Origin of the sequence: Streptococcus parasanguinis (assembly GCF_001073155.1) — a bacterium.
GTDB lineage: Bacteria > Bacillota > Bacilli > Lactobacillales > Streptococcaceae > Streptococcus > Streptococcus parasanguinis_D.
This window is the reverse complement of record NZ_JVEE01000035.1, coordinates 53,612-75,350: the sequence shown is the minus strand read 5'-3', so window position 1 is coordinate 75,350 and position 21,739 is coordinate 53,612. Positions and strand designations below refer to the sequence as shown.

The 21,739-nt window shown below is 42.3% G+C and carries 24 protein-coding genes; 2 read left to right on the top strand and 22 right to left on the bottom strand.

Annotated elements, in window-relative coordinates; genetic code table 11:
- Positions 1 to 211 precede the first annotated feature (211 nt).
- Positions 212 to 1,429 carry an MFS transporter gene (locus tag ADH92_RS05985; protein WP_049497787.1) on the top strand — a complete coding sequence of 406 codons (1,218 nt, stop codon included), beginning with the start codon at positions 212 to 214 and terminating at the stop codon, positions 1,427 to 1,429.
- A gap of 26 nt (positions 1,430 to 1,455) precedes the next feature.
- Here ADH92_RS05985 and htpX read toward each other — a convergent pair whose 3' ends face one another.
- Both htpX and ADH92_RS05975 read right to left on the bottom strand, forming a co-directional pair.
- The gene (htpX, locus tag ADH92_RS05980) at positions 1,456 to 2,352 is read right to left on the bottom strand and encodes a zinc metalloprotease HtpX (RefSeq protein ID WP_003008442.1); all 897 of its coding nucleotides are present in this window, start codon (positions 2,350 to 2,352) and stop codon (positions 1,456 to 1,458) included.
- 1 nt (position 2,353) lies between these two features.
- Complete coding sequence (locus tag ADH92_RS05975) at positions 2,354 to 2,914, bottom strand: LemA family protein (protein ID WP_003017390.1); 561 nt, start codon at positions 2,912 to 2,914, stop codon at positions 2,354 to 2,356.
- Between the two features lie 70 nt (positions 2,915 to 2,984).
- Here ADH92_RS05975 and rsmG point away from each other — a divergent pair, with 70 nt between their 5' ends.
- Entirely contained in the window at positions 2,985 to 3,698 is a 714-nt protein-coding gene (gene rsmG, locus ADH92_RS05970; RefSeq protein ID WP_049497786.1) for a 16S rRNA (guanine(527)-N(7))-methyltransferase RsmG, read from the top strand.
- Between the two features lie 215 nt (positions 3,699 to 3,913).
- On the opposite strand, the gene ADH92_RS05965 is transcribed toward rsmG, so the two are convergent.
- The 20 genes from ADH92_RS05965 to ADH92_RS05870 all read right to left on the bottom strand — a co-directional run bounded on the left by ADH92_RS05965 (position 3,914) and on the right by ADH92_RS05870 (position 21,571).
- On the bottom strand, positions 3,914 to 4,816 hold the full coding sequence (locus ADH92_RS05965) for a carbohydrate kinase family protein (protein WP_049497785.1): 903 nt from the start codon (positions 4,814 to 4,816) through the stop codon (positions 3,914 to 3,916).
- Between the two features lie 83 nt (positions 4,817 to 4,899).
- Positions 4,900 to 5,652 (bottom strand): SDR family oxidoreductase, encoded by a 753-nt coding sequence (locus tag ADH92_RS05960; RefSeq protein ID WP_049497784.1) that lies wholly within the window; start codon positions 5,650 to 5,652, stop codon positions 4,900 to 4,902.
- A 155-nt stretch (positions 5,653 to 5,807) separates the two neighbouring features.
- On the bottom strand, positions 5,808 to 6,581 hold the full coding sequence (locus ADH92_RS05955; protein WP_049497783.1) for a nucleoside phosphorylase: 774 nt from the start codon (positions 6,579 to 6,581) through the stop codon (positions 5,808 to 5,810).
- 157 nt (positions 6,582 to 6,738) lie between these two features.
- Positions 6,739 to 7,644 carry a DUF4299 family protein gene (locus tag ADH92_RS05950; RefSeq protein WP_049497782.1) on the bottom strand — a complete coding sequence of 302 codons (906 nt, stop codon included), beginning with the start codon at positions 7,642 to 7,644 and terminating at the stop codon, positions 6,739 to 6,741.
- A gap of 99 nt (positions 7,645 to 7,743) precedes the next feature.
- Positions 7,744 to 8,727 (bottom strand): oxygen-dependent tRNA uridine(34) hydroxylase TrhO, encoded by a 984-nt coding sequence (gene trhO, locus ADH92_RS05945; protein ID WP_049497781.1) that lies wholly within the window; start codon positions 8,725 to 8,727, stop codon positions 7,744 to 7,746.
- Positions 8,728 to 8,877: 150 nt separating this feature from the next.
- A complete protein-coding gene (locus ADH92_RS05940) occupies positions 8,878 to 9,369 on the bottom strand; it encodes a DUF6773 family protein (RefSeq protein WP_049497780.1) in 492 nt (163 codons plus the stop codon).
- 10 nt (positions 9,370 to 9,379) lie between these two features.
- Positions 9,380 to 9,862, bottom strand: coding sequence for a DUF6773 family protein (locus tag ADH92_RS05935; protein WP_049492393.1), 483 nt, complete (start codon positions 9,860 to 9,862; stop codon positions 9,380 to 9,382).
- A gap of 28 nt (positions 9,863 to 9,890) precedes the next feature.
- Positions 9,891 to 10,085, bottom strand: a complete 195-nt coding sequence (locus tag ADH92_RS05930; protein ID WP_003005328.1) for a helix-turn-helix transcriptional regulator — start codon at positions 10,083 to 10,085, stop codon at positions 9,891 to 9,893.
- A gap of 125 nt (positions 10,086 to 10,210) precedes the next feature.
- Complete coding sequence (locus tag ADH92_RS05925; RefSeq protein ID WP_049497779.1) at positions 10,211 to 10,798, bottom strand: MptD family putative ECF transporter S component; 588 nt, start codon at positions 10,796 to 10,798, stop codon at positions 10,211 to 10,213.
- 12 nt (positions 10,799 to 10,810) lie between these two features.
- The gene (locus tag ADH92_RS05920) at positions 10,811 to 11,503 is read right to left on the bottom strand and encodes a methionine ABC transporter permease (protein WP_049497778.1); all 693 of its coding nucleotides are present in this window, start codon (positions 11,501 to 11,503) and stop codon (positions 10,811 to 10,813) included.
- Positions 11,500 to 12,567 (bottom strand): methionine ABC transporter ATP-binding protein, encoded by a 1,068-nt coding sequence (locus ADH92_RS05915; RefSeq protein ID WP_049497777.1) that lies wholly within the window; start codon positions 12,565 to 12,567, stop codon positions 11,500 to 11,502. The genes ADH92_RS05920 and ADH92_RS05915 overlap by 4 nt, the downstream gene beginning before the upstream one ends.
- Entirely contained in the window at positions 12,560 to 13,933 is a 1,374-nt protein-coding gene (locus ADH92_RS05910) for a M20/M25/M40 family metallo-hydrolase (protein WP_049497776.1), read from the bottom strand. The genes ADH92_RS05915 and ADH92_RS05910 overlap by 8 nt, the downstream gene beginning before the upstream one ends.
- A gap of 72 nt (positions 13,934 to 14,005) precedes the next feature.
- Entirely contained in the window at positions 14,006 to 14,869 is an 864-nt protein-coding gene (locus tag ADH92_RS05905; protein WP_023918949.1) for a MetQ/NlpA family ABC transporter substrate-binding protein, read from the bottom strand.
- A gap of 24 nt (positions 14,870 to 14,893) precedes the next feature.
- A complete protein-coding gene (locus ADH92_RS05900; protein WP_031572958.1) occupies positions 14,894 to 15,721 on the bottom strand; it encodes an amino acid ABC transporter substrate-binding protein in 828 nt (275 codons plus the stop codon).
- A 120-nt stretch (positions 15,722 to 15,841) separates the two neighbouring features.
- Positions 15,842 to 16,987, bottom strand: a complete 1,146-nt coding sequence (locus tag ADH92_RS05895; protein WP_049497775.1) for an amidohydrolase — start codon at positions 16,985 to 16,987, stop codon at positions 15,842 to 15,844.
- A 145-nt stretch (positions 16,988 to 17,132) separates the two neighbouring features.
- Positions 17,133 to 18,221 carry a DUF4352 domain-containing protein gene (locus tag ADH92_RS05890; protein WP_065426982.1) on the bottom strand — a complete coding sequence of 363 codons (1,089 nt, stop codon included), beginning with the start codon at positions 18,219 to 18,221 and terminating at the stop codon, positions 17,133 to 17,135.
- A 143-nt stretch (positions 18,222 to 18,364) separates the two neighbouring features.
- A complete protein-coding gene (locus ADH92_RS05885) occupies positions 18,365 to 19,276 on the bottom strand; it encodes a DMT family transporter (protein ID WP_049497773.1) in 912 nt (303 codons plus the stop codon).
- 95 nt (positions 19,277 to 19,371) lie between these two features.
- Positions 19,372 to 20,415: a 2,3-butanediol dehydrogenase gene (locus ADH92_RS05880; RefSeq protein WP_049497772.1), complete on the bottom strand. Its 1,044-nt coding sequence runs from the start codon at positions 20,413 to 20,415 to the stop codon at positions 19,372 to 19,374.
- A gap of 134 nt (positions 20,416 to 20,549) precedes the next feature.
- A complete protein-coding gene (locus ADH92_RS05875) occupies positions 20,550 to 20,933 on the bottom strand; it encodes a hypothetical protein (RefSeq protein ID WP_049497771.1) in 384 nt (127 codons plus the stop codon).
- On the bottom strand, positions 20,933 to 21,571 hold the full coding sequence (locus tag ADH92_RS05870) for a TetR/AcrR family transcriptional regulator (protein ID WP_049497770.1): 639 nt from the start codon (positions 21,569 to 21,571) through the stop codon (positions 20,933 to 20,935). Before ADH92_RS05870 ends, ADH92_RS05875 begins: the two co-directional genes overlap by 1 nt.
- Between the last annotated feature and the right edge of the window lie 168 nt (positions 21,572 to 21,739).

Genomic DNA, 21,739 nt, shown 5'->3' with positions numbered 1-21,739 from the left:
ACAATAGGACTATCAAGCAAAGAAAGAAGGTTCTTCCCATGATAACCAAACTAAAAAGCCACTTCCTCCGCTTTCTTCTCTCACATACCAGCGTCTATCTGAAGGATCAGAAACTCACTCTCTCTGAAGAGGAGAAAATGGACCTCTTCAAACAGATTTTTCAATTCGTAAAAGAATCTATGACAGCCGCTAGAAAGAAGGAGGAAGGCTTATGAAACTCTTAGTCCGTAATAAGATTTTTGCCTTACTTAGTCTTTCACGCTTTTTAAATACCCTTGGCGCTGCCATCTACAATCTGGTCTTTGTGGTCTTTGCTGCCAGCATGCCTCAGCCTAGTCTGGCAGTTGGCATTGCCAATCTAATTGTATTTATTCCTAGCCTCTTTACCATTTTTGTCGGGATGAAGGCTGACCGCACGAAGAAAAAAGCTAACTGGTTGATCCGCATTGGCTATCTTCAAGCCATCCTCTTCATCCTTATTGCTCTCATGACCAAGATTCCGGGTTACCTAGCCTTTTCGATTGTTTGCTTTTTAAACATTGTTTCAGATTGTTTGAGCGATTATCGCGGAGGCTTGCAACTCCCTATCATGAAAAAGAACATCCCCGACGAGGATTTGATGGAGGCCTATTCCTTCAACCAATTACTTAGTATGGTCTGCTCGATTTCTGGACAAGCTCTAGGAGTTTGGCTACTAGCCATCAGCCATCAAAATTTCGCCCTGGTCGCTTCGATCAATGCAGTGACTTTTCTCCTGTCTTCTACCTGTCTCTTGATTAGAAAAAAGCAGCTGACACATGATCCCGTCATTGAGCCCACAAGTAAGAATTCTTTGGTACACGAATGCCAAGAGATGTACCAGAACGCCAAAAGTATTTTTGCAGATGAGGAGGTCCACCACTTTGGCAAGTTGCTCTTCTCATTGGTTCTTATCAATGCTTTAGGGGGATCCATCTCTGGCATCTACAATCTGCAACTGCTTCACTCCCCCTTCTTTCATTTGAACTTTAGCCAATCCCTCTTGATCTTAGAGGCTGTGACTATTTTAAGCATGGTCTGGGCTAGTCTGACACCTCACGATTATTTTTCCAAGCAAAGCCTCCATCATATCCTCCTGTGGATCACAGGTGGGCTGACTATGCTTGGGCTCACAAATATTCTGGTGCACTGGGATTTCTTTTCCCTTCTACTCATCACTTTCCTTGGTTATCTTGTTGCAAAAATCAACCCAAAAGTTTCCAGTCTTTTAATGAGTAAATTACCCGCTGAAAAATTAGCTTCTACCTCTAGCTTTTTGGGACTAATGGTCAGCTTTGCCATGCCACTTGGGACAGCTCTCTTTTCTAGTCTAGCTATCTGGAGCCTTCCCCTAGCTTGGGGGACCTTTGCTATCCTTGGTTTCACTACCCTCCTCTTAACTACCAAATAAAAAACCCACCGTTTGGTGGATTTTTTTTACATTTTTCTTAGGCGAGCTACCCGTTCAGCAATGGGTGGGTGGGTATAAAAGAGTTTTTGCAAACCGGTTTCTTTTTTTGGATCGTTGATAAAAAGTGCACTGCTCGCATCATCGACATGTCGTTGCATTGGTTCGCTATTGTCTAGTTTTAACAAAGCATTGATCATTCCTTGAGGATTCCGCGTCAATTCAACACTTGAAGCATCTGCTAGGAACTCCCGTTGACGAGAAATGGCTAACTGGACCAAGGTCGCTGCTAATGGTGCTAAAACGATGGCAAGCAAGGAAAGGATCAACATAACAATCTCCAAACCACCGCTACCTTCTCGATCATCGTCCCGGCTACGGCCACCGCCCCACCACATCATCCGGCCACCAATGCTAGAAAGCATGGTGATGGCACTAGCAAGGGCCACTGCAATCGTAGAGATACGAATATCGTAATTGCGAATATGGCTGACTTCATGTCCGATAACTCCCTCCAATTCCTCACGGTTCATCACAGCTAGAAGACCTGTCGTTGCTGCAACAGCAGCATTTTGAGGATTAGACCCTGTCGCAAATGCATTCATCGAAGGATCATCCACAATATAGACCCGAGGCATGGGGATCTGGGCTACCATAGCCATATCTTGTACAATATGGTAGAGTTGAGGGGCTTGCTCTTCCGTTACCTCACGAGCCCCGTTCATCCGCATGACGACCTCGGTTGATTGGAAAATCATGCTAAAGGCATAAATCCCACCAATAATCAAAGCTAGGATGACGCCACCAAGGGAGGAACCTAACCAGAGGTAGCCAACGGCTGCTCCGATAAGAGCTAAGAGTATGAAAAAAGCAATAAGGAGAATCCAGGTTCTCCTTTTATTGCTTGCAATTTGGTCAAAGAGCATATTAGTCTCCTAATCCGCTAAAGTCCACCTTTGGTACTGCTTTTTCTTCTTCAGGCACTTGAAGGAATTCGGCTTGTTTGAAGCCAAACATTCCAGCAATCACGTTTGTTGGGAAAGTTTCCAACTTGACATTGTAGTTGCTTGTGACACTGTTGTACAATTGACGGGCATAAGAAATTTTGTTTTCTGTGTTGGTCAATTCTTCTTGCAACTGCATGAAGTTAGTGTTAGCTTTCAAGTCTGGGTAATTTTCAGCCACCGCAAAGATGCCTGCTACTTGACGGGAAAGAGCATCACTGGCCGCCATTGCTTCTGCAGGTGAAGAAGCTTGAGCCACTTGTTGGCGAAGTTGAGTGACCTTAGCAAGAGTATCCCCTTCGTACTTGGCATAGCCTTTAACAGTTTCGATCAAGTTTGGAATCAAGTCATTCCGACGTTTCAATTGCACGTCAATTTGACTCCATGCTTCACGAGTTTGCATCCGGCTTTTCACCAAACCGTTGTAAACTCCTACTACAATCAACACAAGGACCACAATGATCCCAAGAATAATCCAAATCATTTTATTGAATTCCTTTCATTTCTTTCTACCAGTATATCAAATTTCCCTTATTTTGTGGTAAAATAATAGCATGAAACCAGAAGAATTTTATGCCCGTTTAGCCGAACTCGGCTTTCCGTTAACTGATCGTCAAAAAGAGCAATACGAACGCTATTTTGAGCTCCTCGTTGAATGGAATGAAAAGATTAATCTCACTGCCATCACCGAAAAAGACGAAGTCTATCTCAAGCATTTTTATGATTCTATCGCACCCATTTTACAGGGTTTGATCGAAAATCAACCCATCCGCCTCTTGGATATCGGAGCTGGCGCCGGCTTTCCGAGCCTACCAATGAAGATCCTATTTCCTGAGCTGGATGTCACCATCATTGATTCCCTCAATAAGCGGATCAATTTTCTCCACTTGCTGGCTGAAGAGTTGGGCTTAAGTGGAGTTCATTTCTACCATGGGCGTGCGGAGGACTTTGCGCAAGACAAGGCTTTTCGTGCCCAATTTGATATCGTAACTGCCCGCGCGGTTGCCCGCATGCAAGTCCTCTCTGAACTGACCATCCCTTACCTGAAAGTAGGGGGACAGCTTCTTGCTCTCAAGGCCAGCAATGCTCCAGAAGAGTTAGAAGAAGCCAAAAATGCCCTCAATCTGCTCTTTAGCAAGGTTGAAGACAATCTACAATATGAATTGCCAAATGGGGATCCACGCTATATCACTCTTGTCGAAAAGAAAAAAGAAACCCCCAATAAATACCCAAGAAAAGCAGGCATGCCCAATAAGCGGCCATTGTAGTAAGATACAAAGGGCTAAGCGGATAAAGTCAAATAAGAGGCTGGGACAAAAGTCCTAGCCTCTCAATTATTTTTGGATTGTCAAGCAAGACGCAGTGGTTGAGTGGGCTCTACTACGCTGATTTCATCAGCTTTTACAGCCCTACTCAACTGTGCGGAGGTGGGACGACGAAATCGAATTCTAACGAATTACCGATTTCTGTCCCACTCTCTTTTTTATTTTTGTTTCAATTCTGTTCGCAGGGCTTCTTGTTGCTCTTTTGTCAGATGAACGCCCTTACTTGCAACAATCTGACTAGAGACTTTGTTGGCAAACCTTAAGGCTTGCGCGATGTCTAAGCCTTCTAAACGGGCGGATATGAAGGCTCCCACATGGCTATCTCCAGCGCCTACTGTATCGACGACTTCTGTTGGAAAACCGTCTGCCTCATACCAATGGCCATCATAGGCAACCGCGCCTTTTTCACCCAAGGTGACAATGACTAATTGCCCCGTTCTCTGATACAAGTGTTCGATGGCTGGCTGGATCTCTCTACACCCTGAAAAAGCCAGTGCTTCAGCCTCATTAACATGGAGAATTGGATGCAGATCATAAATGGCTTCCAGTCGTTCCTTTGGAATCAAGAGTCCGCGTGGCCCTGGTGCGAAAATCACCTGGCCTTCTAGTTGCGAAACAGACTGGACCAATGCAAGACCGGTTGGCTCCTCGACTTCAAGGCCACACAAGTAGATGTAATCAAACGGATCTGTCCCGATCTCTTTTAGCCACTCTGCTTGGAAGCTATACTCCACTCCGTGGTCCGATAAGAAGGTCCTCTCACCATCAGACTCTACAAAGCAGTAACAACAACCATTGGCCCCTTCTAATGAGATGCTAGAGGAAATCCCTAATTGTTTCAACTCTCTTCGAATAAAATCACCATATATTCCAGAACCGACTGGCGAGACAAACTGGTAGGGTTGCGACAAAAAATGAAGGATATTAACGACATTAAAGGCACAACCTCCCACAGACCATTGCTGGTGATCAATATGGGCATCTCCTTCACGACTTGGCAAACGATCCAAGTAAATCATCACATCACAAACTGTAGAACCAATAACTAACGCAGCTGTCATCTTTTTCTCCTTACTTTGCCTTCTATTATACCAGAGGAAACATAAAAAACAACCAACCCCTTGTGGTTTGGTTGCTTCTCTTTTTAATCACGATAAACGGGTTGAGGGCCAAAGGTTTGGGAAACCGGCATGATTTCAATCCGATTGACATTGACATGCTTGGGCTGTTGGATCAACCAAGCTACGGTGTTGGCAATGTCTTCCGGCTGAATGGCATGGGCATCTCGATAGAGGGCTTCTACCCGTTTTTCGTCTCCTTTAAAGCGAACAGAAGAGAACTCCGTTCCTTCGCAAAGACCGGGTTCAATATTGCTGACACGAATTTTCTTTCCAGCTAGATCTGCCCGAAGATTGAGGGAGAATTGCTTGACAAAAGCCTTGGATGCCCCGTAAACATTGGCCCCTGGATAAGGCACAGTTCCTGCTGTAGAGCCCAAATTGATAATATAGCCATCATTTCGTTCCACCATCTGGGGCAAGATTTTCCTTGTCAGATAGGTCAAGCCGACAATATTGGTCTGAATCATGGTCAGCCAGTCTGCGACCTCCGCTTCATAAGCTGGGGCGAGACCTAGGGCCAAGCCAGCATTATTGATCAAAACATCCACTCTCTCCCAAGCTTTTGGCAAACTGGCAAGTGCATGATCTACCTGAGAAAGATCCATCACATCCATTTGCAGGGGATAAAAAGCTTTTCCCAGCTCTTCTTGAAGGGCCTGTAATTTTTCGATGCGTCTAGCTGATCCGATCACACGGTATCCATCTGCTACTAAGCGACGGCAAATCGCTTGACCAAAGCCAGCTGAAGCTCCTGTTACTAAAATCGTTTCTGACATGTCATTACCTCCATGGATTGTAAAAACGTCCCTGATTGAGAAAGAACCATCAGGTTCTGTCTCGACTTAGAATCTAGATGAAACAATCCTATCTTGCAAAATTACTTCTTGTATTGGAAGGAAAAATCCTTCAGTTCAATCATTGCTTCTTTCATTTAGTTTACCTTTTCCCATAAGAGCGCAAATTGGATGGCTAACTCCGCGATTCGATCCTTGCTATCTAAATCCTCATGACTAGATAAGGTTCGGATATCCCATTTTTCTTCCGAGAGGTGGTCTGCTGCGTAGAAGAAATGGCAGAGCTCAAAGCCCCGAAAAGCTGCTAAGGCTGCCACTGCCGAACATTCCATATCCACACAGATGGCTCCTGCTTCCTTTCGTCGCTTCATCTTGTCGATGGTTTCCCGGTAGGGTGCATCTGTCGTCCACACTTTTCCTGACTGATAGGAAACCTTGTGGCTGTCCAGAAAGGCTTGAAAGAGCGGTAGGGTTTTCTTATTTACTTCCACTTCATCACTAGCCGGAAGATAGTGGTAACTGGTCCCCTCGTCTCGAAGAGCTGCTGTTGGAATGATGATGGAGGTCGCCTCAATATCTTGGTCCAAAACCCCACAGGTCCCAAAGAGCACTAGTTTTTCCATCCCAAATTGAATCAAATCCTCTATAATCCCTACACAGGAAGCAGCCCCAACTGGTGCATTAAAGACAGCAATCTGTTGGTCTCCAATCGAAATCCCATAGACAATGACTTCAAAGTTGGCCATGGAGGTTCTTGTAATGACCTCATGATCGTAATTCTCAAGGAGGCGAGCAAAAGTTACTCTTGAAAAGCAAGAGATGACTACTTTGGGAAATCCTTCAATTGGTTGGTGTAAGTCTTGTGGATTGATAATCGCCTGTCGATTGGCATCAAATTCTTCTAACAGCATTTCGTGCACCTCTTTCATTCTACTTCTAGGCCCCTATTATACCACAATTAGCCTAGTCATTGGTTTTTGATCAAAGGAAGAAGCATAAAAAAAGAACTGCTCCCAGACGTTAGATTTTTCGGATCAAATGTCTGAGGGACAGTTCACTTCGATATTGTTACTTGTTTTCCAATTGCGCTAATTCTAGCAACCGTTCTTTGGACAATTTTTTAATTTCAATTTGACTAGCATCTAGCAACTGGAATTCATCTGGCTCTAGCGCTGCCAGTAGATTCTTCAGTGCAAGAGAACCAATTGGATGGTAGTTTTCTGGCTTATCCGGATCTCCATCGATCTCAACCAATAGAACTCGCCAATCACTGATACCCGCTAAGCCCACAATTTCTACATATTCTGCAGGAACATGTGGCACGCTTGGCAAGACCGTATCCGTATCTTCTGTCAAGCTATAGCTGGCTAAAAAGGCTCCTGTCTCCTCCTGTTGATAAAAACGGACTTGACTGAAATAAGCTGCACTATATTGAATCTTCTTGATAAAGGCAGAGTAAGCTTCTAGTGGATGGACATGGTTCAAGACTTCCTGCACTGTATCCCGATCCAAATAGACTGGATGAGCGAAGCCTTGTACTTCAAACTCTTTTAGATCTTTTTCTTTCGTCACATTACCCAGCGTTTCTAGGATAACGACTTCATAATCAAAATGGAAAATAGAATCTGGAGTATAGCTCACGCCGTCGCTGGCCACAATCTCCGTTCCTAGTACTTCTGCGAGGCGACTAAGCCATCGCAGGGCCAACTGCCAATCTTCTTCTATCGCAAAAGAGGGCACCTGAATCTGATAAGACTCTTCCTCATCAAAATAGCGTAACTGCAGAGGAAGACCGCTCTTACCAAATACGATACAGTTCAAGCCTTCAAAATCATTTAAGGGACGATGAAGGGTAGCAGGATCATAGTTGTAGGTTGTCAACCCTTCTACCAATTTAAGAACTTCCTGTGCTGCGAGTACTTTCTGATAGCCAAATAAGCTCTTTTTATTTTTGATTGAAAACACGATACTCATTTGTTTTCTCCTTTATGAAATCGCTTACCTAAAGTATAGCACAATTTTCAATCAATTTCCATATAAAAACAGCCTGAGCTTTCAGACTGTTTGTTTCCATTATGCAGGTGCTCCATCAAGCGTTTCACCGATAAGGGCCAAACGCTCAGCAACCTCTGCTTGTGACAAGTTGTGTTCTTGGACATAACGATTGCGAGGGTGAACCCGGCACTCATGTGAGCAACCACGGAGGTACTTGTCCTCGTTTTCTTCTGAAGTCAAGATGCGACGGTTACAGAAAGGATTTCCACAGTTGACATAGCGTTCACATGGCGTTCCATCAAACCAGTCTTTGCCGACAACGCTTGGATCGACATGGTTGACGTCGACTGCAATCCGCTCGTCAAAGACGTACATTTTCCCATCCCACAGTTCGCCTTGAACTTCTGGGTCTTTCCCGTAAGTGGCGATTCCGCCATGCAATTGACCAACATCTTTGTAGCCTTCACGCACCATCCAACCCGAGAATTTCTCACAACGGACTCCACCAGTACAGTAGACGACAACGCGTTTGTCCATGAATTTTTCCTTGTTATCACGGACCCATTGTGGCAATTCACGGAAGTTGCGGATGTCTGGACGAATAGCCCCACGGAAGTGACCAAGATCGTACTCATAGTCGTTACGAGTATCAAGGACAACTGTATCCTCGTCGAGAAGAGCTTCTTTAAACTCTTTTGGAGACAAGTAAGCACCTGTCGTTTCAAGGGGATTGATGTCGTTATCGAAATTATCATCTTCTAAACCAAGGTGGACAATCTCTTTCTTATAACGTACAAACATCTTCTTGAAAGCTTGCTCTTCTTCCTCATCAATCTTGAACCAGAGGTCTTCCATACCTGGAAGGCTGTGAACGTAGTCCATGTATTTTTGCGTTGTTTCATAGTCACCAGAAACGGTTCCGTTGATCCCTTCGTCAGCGACTAGGATACGACCTTTAAGGCCGATTGATTTACAGAAGGCCAAATGATCAGCCGCAAATTGTTCTGCATTTTCAATGGGGGTATAGAGGTAGTAGAGTAATACGCGAATAGGTTTTGCCATAATATTCTCTTTTCTAAGATTAAATTATCAGAATTTTTCATTCAACTATACCAGTATACTCTCCCAAGAAAACGAATGCAATTTATTTGACTGAAAAATAAAAGCCTGGTTTCCCAGACTTTTATACGACGAAACCAGGGTTCCAACTTCCTACTCTTCCTTTTCCATCTGATCCAGATAGGCTTCATAGCGTTTTTTCTCAACTTTTGCAAGAAGCATTACAAGGGTATTCACTCCCCATACAATTGGAAGATTCAGTAAAAAGGTAATTGGAAGTACTAGTAAGAATTTTGAATGGAAGGGATTAGACTGATAAACAGCTAGGTTTAATTGAAAATTTTGAGCCCAGATGAACAAGGAGAGAATAGAGGTTACTGCTACAATTCCCGTCACATTTAGATAACTATAACTAATAAATTTCACACCCAATCGTTGACAACGAACAGAGTAATACAATCCTGAGACGATGAGTAAGGCTACCACCTTGATTGGACTCAGCACCACCTTAGATGTAAAAATGGATCCTACACTAAAAACAGTTAAGGCAAGGAAAAGAAAACCAGCTGTCTCAGCACCAGCCTTATTAGCTAAGCCTTCTTCTCGTTCATCTATGATTTGTTTGTTCAGCAATTGTAATCTCATTGCTTTCTCCTTATTCTTCATCCTCTAACTCTGCCTCGATCTTCTCTTGTTTTTTCCGATTGATAAGAGCAAGTGGTTTTTCAAGCAGATCTGTCAGGATGGCAAAAACGATGATTTCTAATAAAATTTTGATCAGATACTTGGGACTCAAGATAAAGCTCGTTGCCTCTCGCTTTCCAATCACATCCATGGCTATCATCAGCACAGCAAAGACTAGACCTGACCCAAGGCGACTCAACCAGCTATCTTTTTCTAACACATCTCGGATATCAATCCCTGAACTGATCCTTCTTAGCAGAGCATAAGCCCCCATGGCAATCAGAAGGAACATCTCAGGGAGATAAGCGACTAGGTCTAAGTCCAGGATACTGGACTTCACAAAGGCAGATAGGGCAATAAAGCAGGTCATGCCAAGGACAAGTTCTCCTGCGATTTTTCCATCAAGTAGCATAGTCCGTTCATCTTTTACAATTGGTTCTTTCTTTTGTTTCATATTCTTCCTCTTTCTATTATTAAAACTGTTACTCCCAGAACAGTTGATCCAGCGTCTTATCCAAGGTCTTACAGATGGCAAGGCAGAGACTGAGGGTTGGGTTATACTTTCCCGCCTCAATCAGACCGATGGTCTGGCGCGTCACTCCAATGGCATCTGCAAGATCCCCCTGGGTCATATCATGCTCGACCCGGGCCATTTTTAATTTGAGATTTTTCGCCACAGGCTTTTCCTTTCTTATTTTTATAGCTCTATTATACACTATATTTTCTATTTTGCAATATATATCTTGCATTTTGTAAAAAATATTTTTGATAAAACTAAGAAAGCCTGGTTTCCCAGGCTTTCTTAGTTTCCTCTTCTTTTTGTTAGAAATGACTGTAGGATATATGATAGTCCCCATCCTAATCCAGCACCCAGTATGACCGTGAGGACAAACCAAGTGATGGTCGCTAGATCTGGTGATACCATCACTCGATTGACATAGTCTATCGATTTACCACGATCCAGTAAAGACATGCGGTAACTGGCTGGATAGAACCACATCATAAGAATGGGCCCTGTTGTCGCAAAGGCAAAAATAACAAAAGACAAGGCGTTTCGTAAATTCGAGCGAAAACGACCACTTGAGGCGACCATCTCCGCAAAACTTCCGGCGATCAAGGCTGGAATAAAGGCACCTGCACCATGACGCGAAAAGAGAAAGAAGGAGCCGATCACGCAGCCAACTATAAAGATAGATCCAACTCCTTTTATTTTTTCTAGATAATAGCGGTAGATCGTCCCGCCAAACAAGGCTGAAAAGGCAGGAGCATAAAACATATTTCCTTGATGATCGACCAGATTTCCAACTAAGACCCCCAGTCCAATCGCAAGAAAATAGAGGAAAGTGAAGGCTCCAACTTGTTTTATTTGATTCACATTTATTCTATTCATTGGATACTGATCCTAACGATGGCTAATTTTCTTCGAAAGGAAGTCCCCGATAAATTGGACCAGAACGATAAGAATCAGGATCAATAAGGTCGCCACAAAGATGACATCATTGTTAAACATGTTTTTCCCGTAGTTGATGGCCAAGGTCCCTAATCCTCCCGCACCAACGGCACCCGCCATGGCGGTTTCTCCAATCAAGGAAATGATGGTCACTGTTGTTACACGGATCAAATCAGGAAGCCCTTCACGAAGGTAGACACCGACAATATCCCAGAAGGTTGCCCCACTGGCTTGTGCTGCTTCAATCACGCCTCCATCCAATTCGGACAAGACTACTTGGACTTGGCGGGCAAAGAATGGAAAGACAGCCAAGGACAGCGGAACAAGGGCTGCTGTAGGACCGATGGTATTTTTCAAGAGCAAGTAGGTCAAAGGATTAATAAAGGCCAACAAGATAATGAAAGGAATGGCGCGGAACAAGGAAGTAATCTTATCCAAAATTTGGAAAACGATTCTATTTTCGATGACACCACCTGGACGGGTCAAGACTAACAAAAGCCCTGTCACCAAACCTAAAAATCCACCAATAATAAAGGAAACAACGGTCATGTAAAGAGTCAAGTAAATAGCGGTTCCCCATCCATACTGGCCAGACCACCCTAATTTATAGACATTTGGTAAATATGTTTGAATTAACTGGATCATGCTTTTCTCCCATCTTTCACAATAGTCACGGAAACTCCTGCATTTTCTAACTCAGCTTTGGCCGTTTCCAGATTTTGATTTTCACCTGATAAGATGACCACCAATTCTCCAACAGGCGTGTTATCAAGGATCTCGATGTTCCCAAATAAAATGTTGGCAGATACTTGGTACTGCTTGTAAATATCATTGATGATGGCTGTATCTGTCACAGAACCTGCATACTTGAGATGCGCCAAAATCGAATCATCAGGCAAGTTCTTAACAATCGCTTGTTGATTGATTTTCACCATGGCTTCATCGATTCCTGTTGCAACCGTGATAAAGTCTTGCGTCAAGGCATTTTTCGGATTCGAGAAGATATCTAAAACAGACCCTTCTTCAATCAGTTCGCCATTTTGCATGACAGCTACCCGGTTGGCAATATCTTTGACAATTTGCATCTCATGGGTGATCAAGACAATGGTTAAGCCAAGTTTTTTATTTAACTCTTGCAACAACGCTAGAATTTGTTTGGTCGTCTTTGGATCCAAGGCTGAAGTTGACTCATCTGAGATCAAAATCTTTGGATCGTTGGCAAGGGCACGCGCAATCGCTACCCGCTGCTTTTGACCACCAGACAATTGTGCTGGATAATTCTCTGCACGGTCAGATAGACCAACCAGTTCCAACAATTTCGCCACTTTCTCATTCTTTTGTTCTTTGTTTAATTTAGAATGTTTAAGAGCAAAGGCTACATTTTCTGCAACAGTCATTTGAGCCATCAAGTTGAAGTGTTGGAAAATCATTCCGATATCCCGACGTTTCTCCCGAAGGGCAGCCGGTTTTAAGGTCACCTGATCTTGATAAATCACATCTCCATCCACAGTGATGGTTCCGGCGCTAGGCACTTGCAAGAGATTGATCACCCGAACCAAGGTCGATTTCCCGGCTCCGGAATACCCTACAATCCCATAGATATCGCCTTCATTAATATGAATGGTCACATCTTTGACGGCTTGGATCTGACGTTTCTTTTGCTGGAAAGTCACATCAATGTGATCCAGCTGAATCATTACTTTACTCATAACTTGCTATTAACTCCTTTATCAATTCAATATGGGTGTAATAATCGGCGATTTTCACATTTTCGTCGCCCCCATGATCACGGCTATTGGCATTGCCAATTCCAAAGGCTGCCATCGGCACCTGCAAAGCCTCAAAGACCGTGTGCATTGGCCCTGTTCCCGCTGTTGTTGGAAGAACAGAAACTCCTTCTCTATAGAAATCTTTGGCCAGCCGTATGACATTTAAAATCGATGGGGCACTCATATCACTTCGGTAACTCATTTCACCGAGAGTATAGACCAATTCGACCTGATCATAGCCATTTTTCTTCAATTGCTGATTGATCTTTTCTAAGACATCCTTGGGATCCAGTCCAGGAACCAAACGCACCTCCATCTTAGCACTCGCCTCTGCCGGAAGAATCGTTTTAACACCTTGTCCTTGGTAACCAGAGCCAAAGCCTTCAATATTCAGGGCTGGTTCAAAATAGAAACGGCGTAGGAATTCTTTTCGATCTTCCTTCAAGATTGGAAGGGTTAGACCATAGGTTTCCGCTACATCTTCTGGTCCTTTGTTGGCATATTGCTCGATCAAAACTAGCTCGCGTTCATTGGGTTCTTGGATCTGATCATAAATCCCATCCACCAAGATTCGGCCTTCTTTGTCCCGAAGACTGGCGATAGCATTTAACAAATACCAAGAAGCAGAGTCCACCACGCCACCATAGCTGGAATGGATATCCACTTCTGCACTCTTCACCACCATATCAAAGGTGACGATCCCTTTGCTACCACCAGAAATTTCCAACTGACCCTGATTATTTCGGGTGCCTTGTTCCCAGACTAAGAGGTCTGCCCCACGCAAGTGTTTCTTGTGTTTGGCCAAGTATTTATCCAAGTCCGTCGATGCAGACTCCTCTGCCCCTTCGATGATAAAGGTGATATTGACTGGCAAATCGCCACTTTCACGAATGTATTTTCGAAGAGCTGTGAGACGAGCCGTGATATGTCCCTTGTCATCATCAACCCCTCGACCGTACATGGTCCCATAATGAACCGATAAGGTAAACGGGTCTCCCGTCCAAGGTTGGTCTCCATCAGCTGGTACCGTATCATAGTGGTTATAAAAAATGATGGTTTTGGCTTCAGGATTTGGTGAGAAAAATTTGGCAATCACAAAAGGTGCTGTATAGCTATCATCAACTTCGACTTTGGCTCCTGCAGCTGTAAAAATTTCCCCCAAATAGTTAGCCACTTCCTTGAGACCAACTTGTTGGGCAAAGATGGATTTTTTTGAAATCAAGGTTCGCAACACTTCAAAATAATGTTGTGCGACCTCATCATTTTCAAATTTACGGATTTGTTCCGCTTCTGTTGCAAAAGGCATGCATTCCTCCTAATACACGATAAGAGGTAGAGAATTGCTTCTCCACCTCCTTCATACACATGAGATCAAATCTTAGAAGACTGGTTGGTCCATTCCTTCTGAAGATTCTTCGATCACTTTCTTCACATTGTCTTTGTGATAGGCTTTGATGATTTCTTTGATTGCTTTTGCTTTATCAGATTTTTCCCAATCTTTCTTAGCAGCGATCACGTTGTACCATTGTTTTGAGTTGTTGTCTTTCTTTTCAACATAGATAGCTTTTTTGAAATCAACGCCTGCTTCACGAACGAAGGTATTGTTGATGACTGCAGCATCTACTGATGGAAGAGCAGATGGTGTTTGTGAAGCATCCAATTCAGAAATCTTCAAATCTTTTGGATTTTCTTTGATGTTTGACACGTTAGCCAATTGTCCATCCTTAGTATCCAATTTAATCAAACCAGCTGATTGCAAGACATACAAGGCACGGCTTTCATTTGTTGGGTCATTTGGTACAGCGATTGTTCCACCTTTAGGAATTTCTTTAATTGAAGTGTATTTGTTTTTACCGTTTTCTGTACCAGAGTAAAGACGGATTGGAGCGATGTAGGTATCTGCTACTGCAACAAGGGCATTGTCGTTTTTAGAGTTCCAGTTATCAAGGAAGTTGTAGTGTTGGAAAGCATTGATATCCACGCTACCATCTTTTACAGCCACGTTTGGTTGTGAGTAGTCTGTAAATTGAGTGAATTCCAATTTGATTCCTGTTTTAGCGTCATCCAAGTTCTTTTGAACTTGATCCCAACGAGCTTTTTCAGTGTCGCTCAAAGTCATGACACCTACTTTTACAGTTGTTTCACCATCTTTGCTAGATGATTTTGAAGAACCACATGCTGCAAGAGCAAATGTTGCAATAGCTGCAAGAGCTGTTAAACCAAGAATTTTTTTCAATTTCATTTTGAAGTCTCCTTTAATTAAATATTATTCTTTAATATCTTTTGCTTCTGGTAGATAAACTCCACCAAAGTATTTTTTAGACAGTTTTTCAAGGGTTCCATTGTCATAGAGTTCCTTGATACGTTTGTTGACAAATTTTTGAAGGTCTTTATCTTCTTTTGCAATAATCGGATACACATAAGGCTGTTGGTCGCTTGGAAGCTCGATAACCTTCAAGTTGTCATAGCCTTGATCACGAATGATAGTATCTACTGAGATCCGTTCGAAGATCTTGTAATCTGTACGACCATCCGCTAAATTAGCCATGATGGTTTGAATGGTTCCATCTGTGTATTGCAAGTCAGTTGGATTATCTGAATGTTTTTTATTGTAATCTTCTAATTGTTTAGCAGTTGATGTTCCTTGAACAACTTCTGTTTTCTTGCCACCAATGTCATCCAAAGATTTAATAGAAGAATCTTTTGGTACGACCAATACTAATGGATTGCGAGCATATGGATTTGGATAGAGGTATTTTTCTTCCCGCTCTTTTGAGTAACTAATGTTGTTGGCACCGATTTGGAAACGGTCACTATCTAAGCCAGCAAAGACTGAAGACCACTCTGTTTTGTTAAAGTTTACTTCATATTTGTCTGAACCTTTGAAGATTTCACGCAAAACTTCGATTTCATAACCGGTTAGCTTGCCGTCTTTTTCTTCGTAAGAGAATGGTTTTGTTGTTCCAACAGTCCCAACTTCAATGGTTTTCTTACCACTGGCTGATTTACCAGATGAACATGCTACTAAAGCACTGGTTGCAAGGACTGCAACTAATCCTAAAGCAGAATACTTAATCACTTTTTTTAGATTCATAGGATCTCCTTATTCGTTTCAGGCACATAAAACGCCATTTTAAAAGTATTTTTTAATTTTATCAAAAAAGCATTTACTTGCCCAATATATATTTTTTATGGAGGTGATAGTTTTTCTTTATCACACTTCTTTGGCTTTGAAATACCGCAATAAAGCTTGCGCATTTTCAACATAATAGGGAACGGATACATGAAAGGCGGCATCATCGATGGTCATGTGATCATGATGGAGGTCTGGCGCATCCGGATCTCCATTTGAACCGATAAAAGCAAAGACTCCAGGAATTCGCTCTTGGTAAAAGGCGAAGTCTTCTCCAGCTGTAGATGGATTTGCTGGAATCACTTCAGCCAAGCCTTGTGAAGCTTCCCAAACCACCTGCGTCAATTCCTCATCATTAAAGGTAACGGGCGGGGTCACACCCCACTCAAAAGCTACATCTACTTCCAGACTTTCTGCAATGTGTCGAATGATGGAAATAAAATGTGCCTTCAAGTCTCTTTGCACACTCGGATTAAAAGAACGAATGGTTCCTTCAAAATAGCCTGATTTTGGGAGCACATTCCAGGTTGAGCCCACATCTAGATGCGTAATGGACAAAACAGCTGTTTCAAAGGGAGAAACGGTCCGTGAAATTAATAATTGTAAGTTCTGAACCATGGTTGTGACGGCCGTTACAGTGTCAACTCCCAAATCTGGTCTCGCAGCATGGCTACTAACCCCTGTCACGGTAACCTTGAATTTCTCAACCCCTGCCATCATAGCTCCAGCATTCAAGGCAAGTTGCCCTGCTTTTAGCTGGGGAATATTGTGAAAACCAATAATTCCTTGAACATCCTCCAACAATCCTGTTGCCAAAACATCAGAAGCACCTTCTGAGATTTCTTCTGCTGGTTGAAAGATCAAGCGTACGGTCCCTTCAAGCTGGTCTTCTTTTTCCTTGAGAAGAGCTGCTGCTCCCAGAAGACTGGTTTGATGAAAATCATGGCCACAGGCATGCATGACTCCTGGATTCTGACTTTGGTAGGGCAGATTCGTTTGTTCCAAAATTGGAAGAGCATCGATATCTGCTCGAAGTGCCACCACCGGTTGGCCGGACCCAATTTCTGCAATCAGACCAGTTTTTAATCCACTCTCTAAAATACGAATCCCCAACTCTTCTAAACGCTCTTTTAGAAAGGCGGTTGTCTGGTATTCTTGACCGGACAATTCTGGGTGTTGGTGGATATAGTGGCGAATCTCTGCTAACTCTTCATAAGAAAAAGACACAAGCCTTCATCTCCTTTCAAACTTAAAATTATTTTATCACTAATAGGTGTTTCCGTCTAATTCCTGTTTCTTGGGTTTTGATATAGTTTCAAACTATAGATAAAAACACTCCTAGATTCATGTCCTAGGAGTGCCAACTTCCGCATTAAGAAAGATTTCCCTCGAATTTTTCCATAAAGCTATCACTATTATAGGCTTTTTCTACTTCCCATTTGCCATCTTTCTTAACAAAGGTCAACTGGTAGTCGTACCGATCCGGCGTCGTCAAGGGACGATCTGCAAGAGAAGCCATCATTTCCTCTCTATAGGCTTTATTTTGAGCCTGATTCGCCTCGATGATACCTGGATAGTCTTTTCGATGTTCTTGATAGAAGGTCTGCATGTGGTTTAAAATCGTCTTTTCCATGCTGACTGTCTCAGGATTCAGGCTAATGACTACCTTGTCTGGGAAGTATTGTTTGACCTTATAGGTTAATTTCGCACGCTTAGCATTTTCCTTTTCATAAGCATCGATAAACTGGGTCACTTCTTCTTCAGAGAATTGGTAATCATGTAGTTTACGAGTAAAGTCAGCCGCAAATTTCGCACGGAAATCACTAGCTTCCTTTTTCAAATCAGTTCCCAAAACAAAAGCGTCATCCTTTTTGACCTTTCGTTGGCCACTGAAGTAAACTTGATTGATGTATTCATCTGCTAGAATTGTGGAAGCTTCCGCCTTATCCTCATACTGAGAAGAATCCACCGCAAATTTTAAAGGCTTGGATTTTTTATCAGAGCTATAGGTTTTTCGTTCATACTGCACTTCGTACTTCTTGCCTTTTTCGACTGGAAAAACGATATAGCCGGTTAATTTTTTATCCTGGGCCAACTGATCACTCTTGAGCAATTGGAAGGCTTCACTGTGGTCATAAATTCCTGACTGCAATTTGACCTTGTTATTATCCGCATCGTAAATGGTGATATCTGAATCTGACACGTTGATAGATTCTTTGGCAACATTTTTAAATTCTAATTGAAGGGCTAAATAGGTTCCGTCTTCTGAGTCATTGAGGACAGGTGGTTTGATGTATTGCCCTCCTTTTAAACTCACCTCGACTTGACCGTCAGATGCAGAGCTTTTCGCTGCTTTTTCTGTCTTTGCTTGCTGCGAATTGGTCTTTTGAGCACCAGTCCCACAAGCCGCTAAACTCAAAGTCGCCACAGCAAATAGGGCCCATTTGAAAATCTTTTTCATCCTCATCTCCTTAAAAAAAGTTTTTTCTATTCTAACATCTTTTTCTAGCTATGTATACGCTATATAGTGATAACTCTCCCCTATCATAAAAAGGCCAAGACTTTCGTCTCAACCTTTTAACTGAAAAATAATTGATCTTGGTTTTACAAGATTCCTTTTTCTTTTTGAATCATGAGATCCTTGAGGGAAATCAAGAGGACCGCAAGGAGGATCATAGCCATCCCTATAAAATCAATGGCAAAGAAATGTTCATTCATAATGGCAAAGGCAAAGAATACAGCTGAAATAGGCTCAATAGCTGCAAGAAGGCTACCTTTGACCGGTCCAATCAGAGTTGTCCCTTTCAAAAAGACCGTATAGGCAAATATGGTCCCAATCACCACTAAGCCAACTAAGCCCATTAGATTATCCATGCTATATTGGCCATGAAAAAGTCTTCTTCCTGTGAAGGGAATCATCACAAGTCCTGGAATGAGCATACCGATACCAATCACCAACATACTTCCCCATTTTTGAATTAACTGAATAGGCAGAATGATGTAGAGGGCATAGGCAAAGGCAGAAACAAGTCCCCAAGCTAGCCCTTTAGGAGTGATTGCCAATTGATTGAGTTGACCATGGGTTGCAATGAGAAAGGTCCCTGCGATGGCTAAGACCATCGAAATGATTTCAGATACCGTCGGAGCTACCCGGTCTTTGATACAAGAGTAGGCCAAGACACCTACTGGACAAAGATATTGCAAAACAGTTGCAGTACCTGCATTAGTCGCATCAATCGCTTCTAGATAAGTCAATTGGGTCATTAACAAACCTAAAAATGCAAATAAAAGCAAGGGGATGTATGACGAGCGGTCTGTTAGAAAGGATTTAACTTTTTTCTTATCCGATAAATAAGCTAGGAGTAAAAGAACTGCTCCCGAAATAATTAAGCGAATCGTTGTCAACCCAATTGCTGTAAATCCATGAACCATCAGGTACTGGCCGCAAGCTCCTGATAAGCCCCAAGCAATCCCGGCAATCAAGGTCATGAGCGTCCCTTTCATCGTCTTTGACATAGTCCCCTCCCAAATCTGTTCCTTACTTTTATTGTATCATAAAAGGCCGAAACTACACGTTTCAGCCTTACTTTATTTCATATAAATTTATTCGCTTATTCAGGTTGAACCAAGATCTTGATTTGGGATTTATCTTGTGTTAATTCAACAAATCCTTCTTCAACGATATTTTCCAATTTGATTTTCTTAGTAACCAATTTTTCAGCAGAGAAGTAGCCTTGTTCCATCAATTCCAAGACTTTAGGGAAGATGTGGCGGTAGGCAATAATTCCTTTGAGGGATTTTTCTTGAATAGCGAATTCATTTGGATTGATGCTAGCTTCACGTTCCCAGATAGATACAACCATACATTCCCCAGCTTTATGAACGGCTGCAAGGGCTTGGCCTAAAACAACTGGGACCCCAGTAACTTCATAAGAAACATCTGCTCCCCCACCTGTTAAACGATGGATGGCTTCGACGATCGTTTCTCCTTCTTCTGGGTGCACAACGATTGCTCCCAATTCTTCTGCTTTCGCTTGGCGTTCAGGAGACAATTCAACCGCATAGATTTTTGATGCTCCTGCTGCACGAAGGGCTTCAACGATCAAAAGACCAATTGGGCCTAAACCAAAGATAACTGCTGTATCTCCAGCTTTCAAAGCAGATTGACGGACTGCATACACAGCAACAGCAGCAGGTTCTGTAAGAGCGGCTTGTTCAAAGCTCAAGCTATCTGGAATCACATGGACAAGATCACCATCAAGAACACAATATTTAGCAAAACCACCATCTGCAGCAAGACCAACAAAGTTCAAGTTTGGATCGAGGTTATAGTCACCAATTAAGTTGTGCTTTGCAAGAATTGGTTCGATAGTGACACGATCGCCAACTTTGACACGAGTCACATCACTTCCGACTTCTACAATCTCACCAGAGAATTCATGTCCCAAAGTAACCGGTGCTTTTTGACCAGAATAAACATGTTCTTCTGTTGGAATGAAGATCGGACCATCCAAATATTCATGCAAGTCCGTACCACAGATCCCTGTGAACTTAACTGCCACCTTTACTTGATGTGGTTGTACTTCAGGTACTTCCACCTCTTCGATACGAACGTCTTTTGCTGCATGCCAGCGTGCTGCTTTCATAGTAGCCATAGGATGGTCTCCTTGTTTTCATGATTTTTAGTTTTCTTTTCAGGAATCTTTATATACCACATTGTAAACGTTTTCTTTTTACTTGTCAAGGAAAAACTGAAGATGAAAAAGAGCAGTCCTTTGACTACTCCTTCTTATTCCTTTTTAATTCGTGAAGTCTCTATTCTCCAGCCCACCATCCAACCAAGGACGAGGAGATAATTTTCAAGTGCACCGATCCCATTGACCGACAGATGATAGTGAAAATAACTGAAGAGATGATTAGTACCGATCCCAAGCCCACCTAGGATCAAAGCCAATAGAACCGTCCGAAGATAAAACCAATCGTATTTAAGATTGACAGCAATGATAATCACAAGAACTGCCACATTCCAAATCCCAATCTCTCGTTGCCAACCGACAGAAATACCATATCCCGAATGACTTCCCATATAAGATGGAAAGAACAGCTGGAAGACAATCGCTCCAGACATAGCGATGATAAGTAGGATAAATAAGAATCTCAATAGCCGATTCATCATCTTCCTCCTTTAAGAAAAAACTGATTAATCTCTTGACACTTGTTTTCTGTTAAAACAGGAACACCGCTACTATTTAAATAAAATGCAATATAGTCTAATTTTTGTGAGAATGAGATCATTTCTTCACCTGATATAGTTGGATCAAGCCACACATCAATTAATAGAGATAGTGTTGTAGCTGTCTCTAAAGGATATTTACAAGAAAACTCGCCCTTCTCATTTCCTTGATGAATGATTATTCCTACATATTTGGAAAGAACATTTACCGTATTTTTTAAAGAAAACAACAAGCCGAACGGTATCTTTTGTGCCCAGTCAATGCCCGTAAGTTGTTTCATATTCTCATTGCCTATTAAATAATCAACTAATTGTAATAGGCGGTCTGTTGATGAAACTCCTTCGTTCTTTGACAATTCTTCTAGAAAAGTTGAGAGGGCAATCGTTTCTTTTTCCATTAAGAGTTGTAGAATCTCTTCTTTACTTTTGAAGTGATAGTAAACAGCCCCTTTTGACAATCCTGTCACTGTTACTAAATCAGCCATCGTTGTTTCTTTATAGCCTTTATTTGAAAAAAAGGACAAGGCTGCTTGAATAATTTGATCTTTACTTCTTTTTGATTTTATTTCTTGTTTCAAGTAACTTACCTCCTTAAAAACAGACTATCGGTCTGTTTTTAATTTTATTAAATTTAGAAGACTTTGTCAATTAAATTCCATTTTTGATTCCCTCTGAAAAAGTAAAAACAGACACTAAAAGGTGCCTGTTAGAATGTAAACATATACTGAAACTTTCCGCCGTGAGAA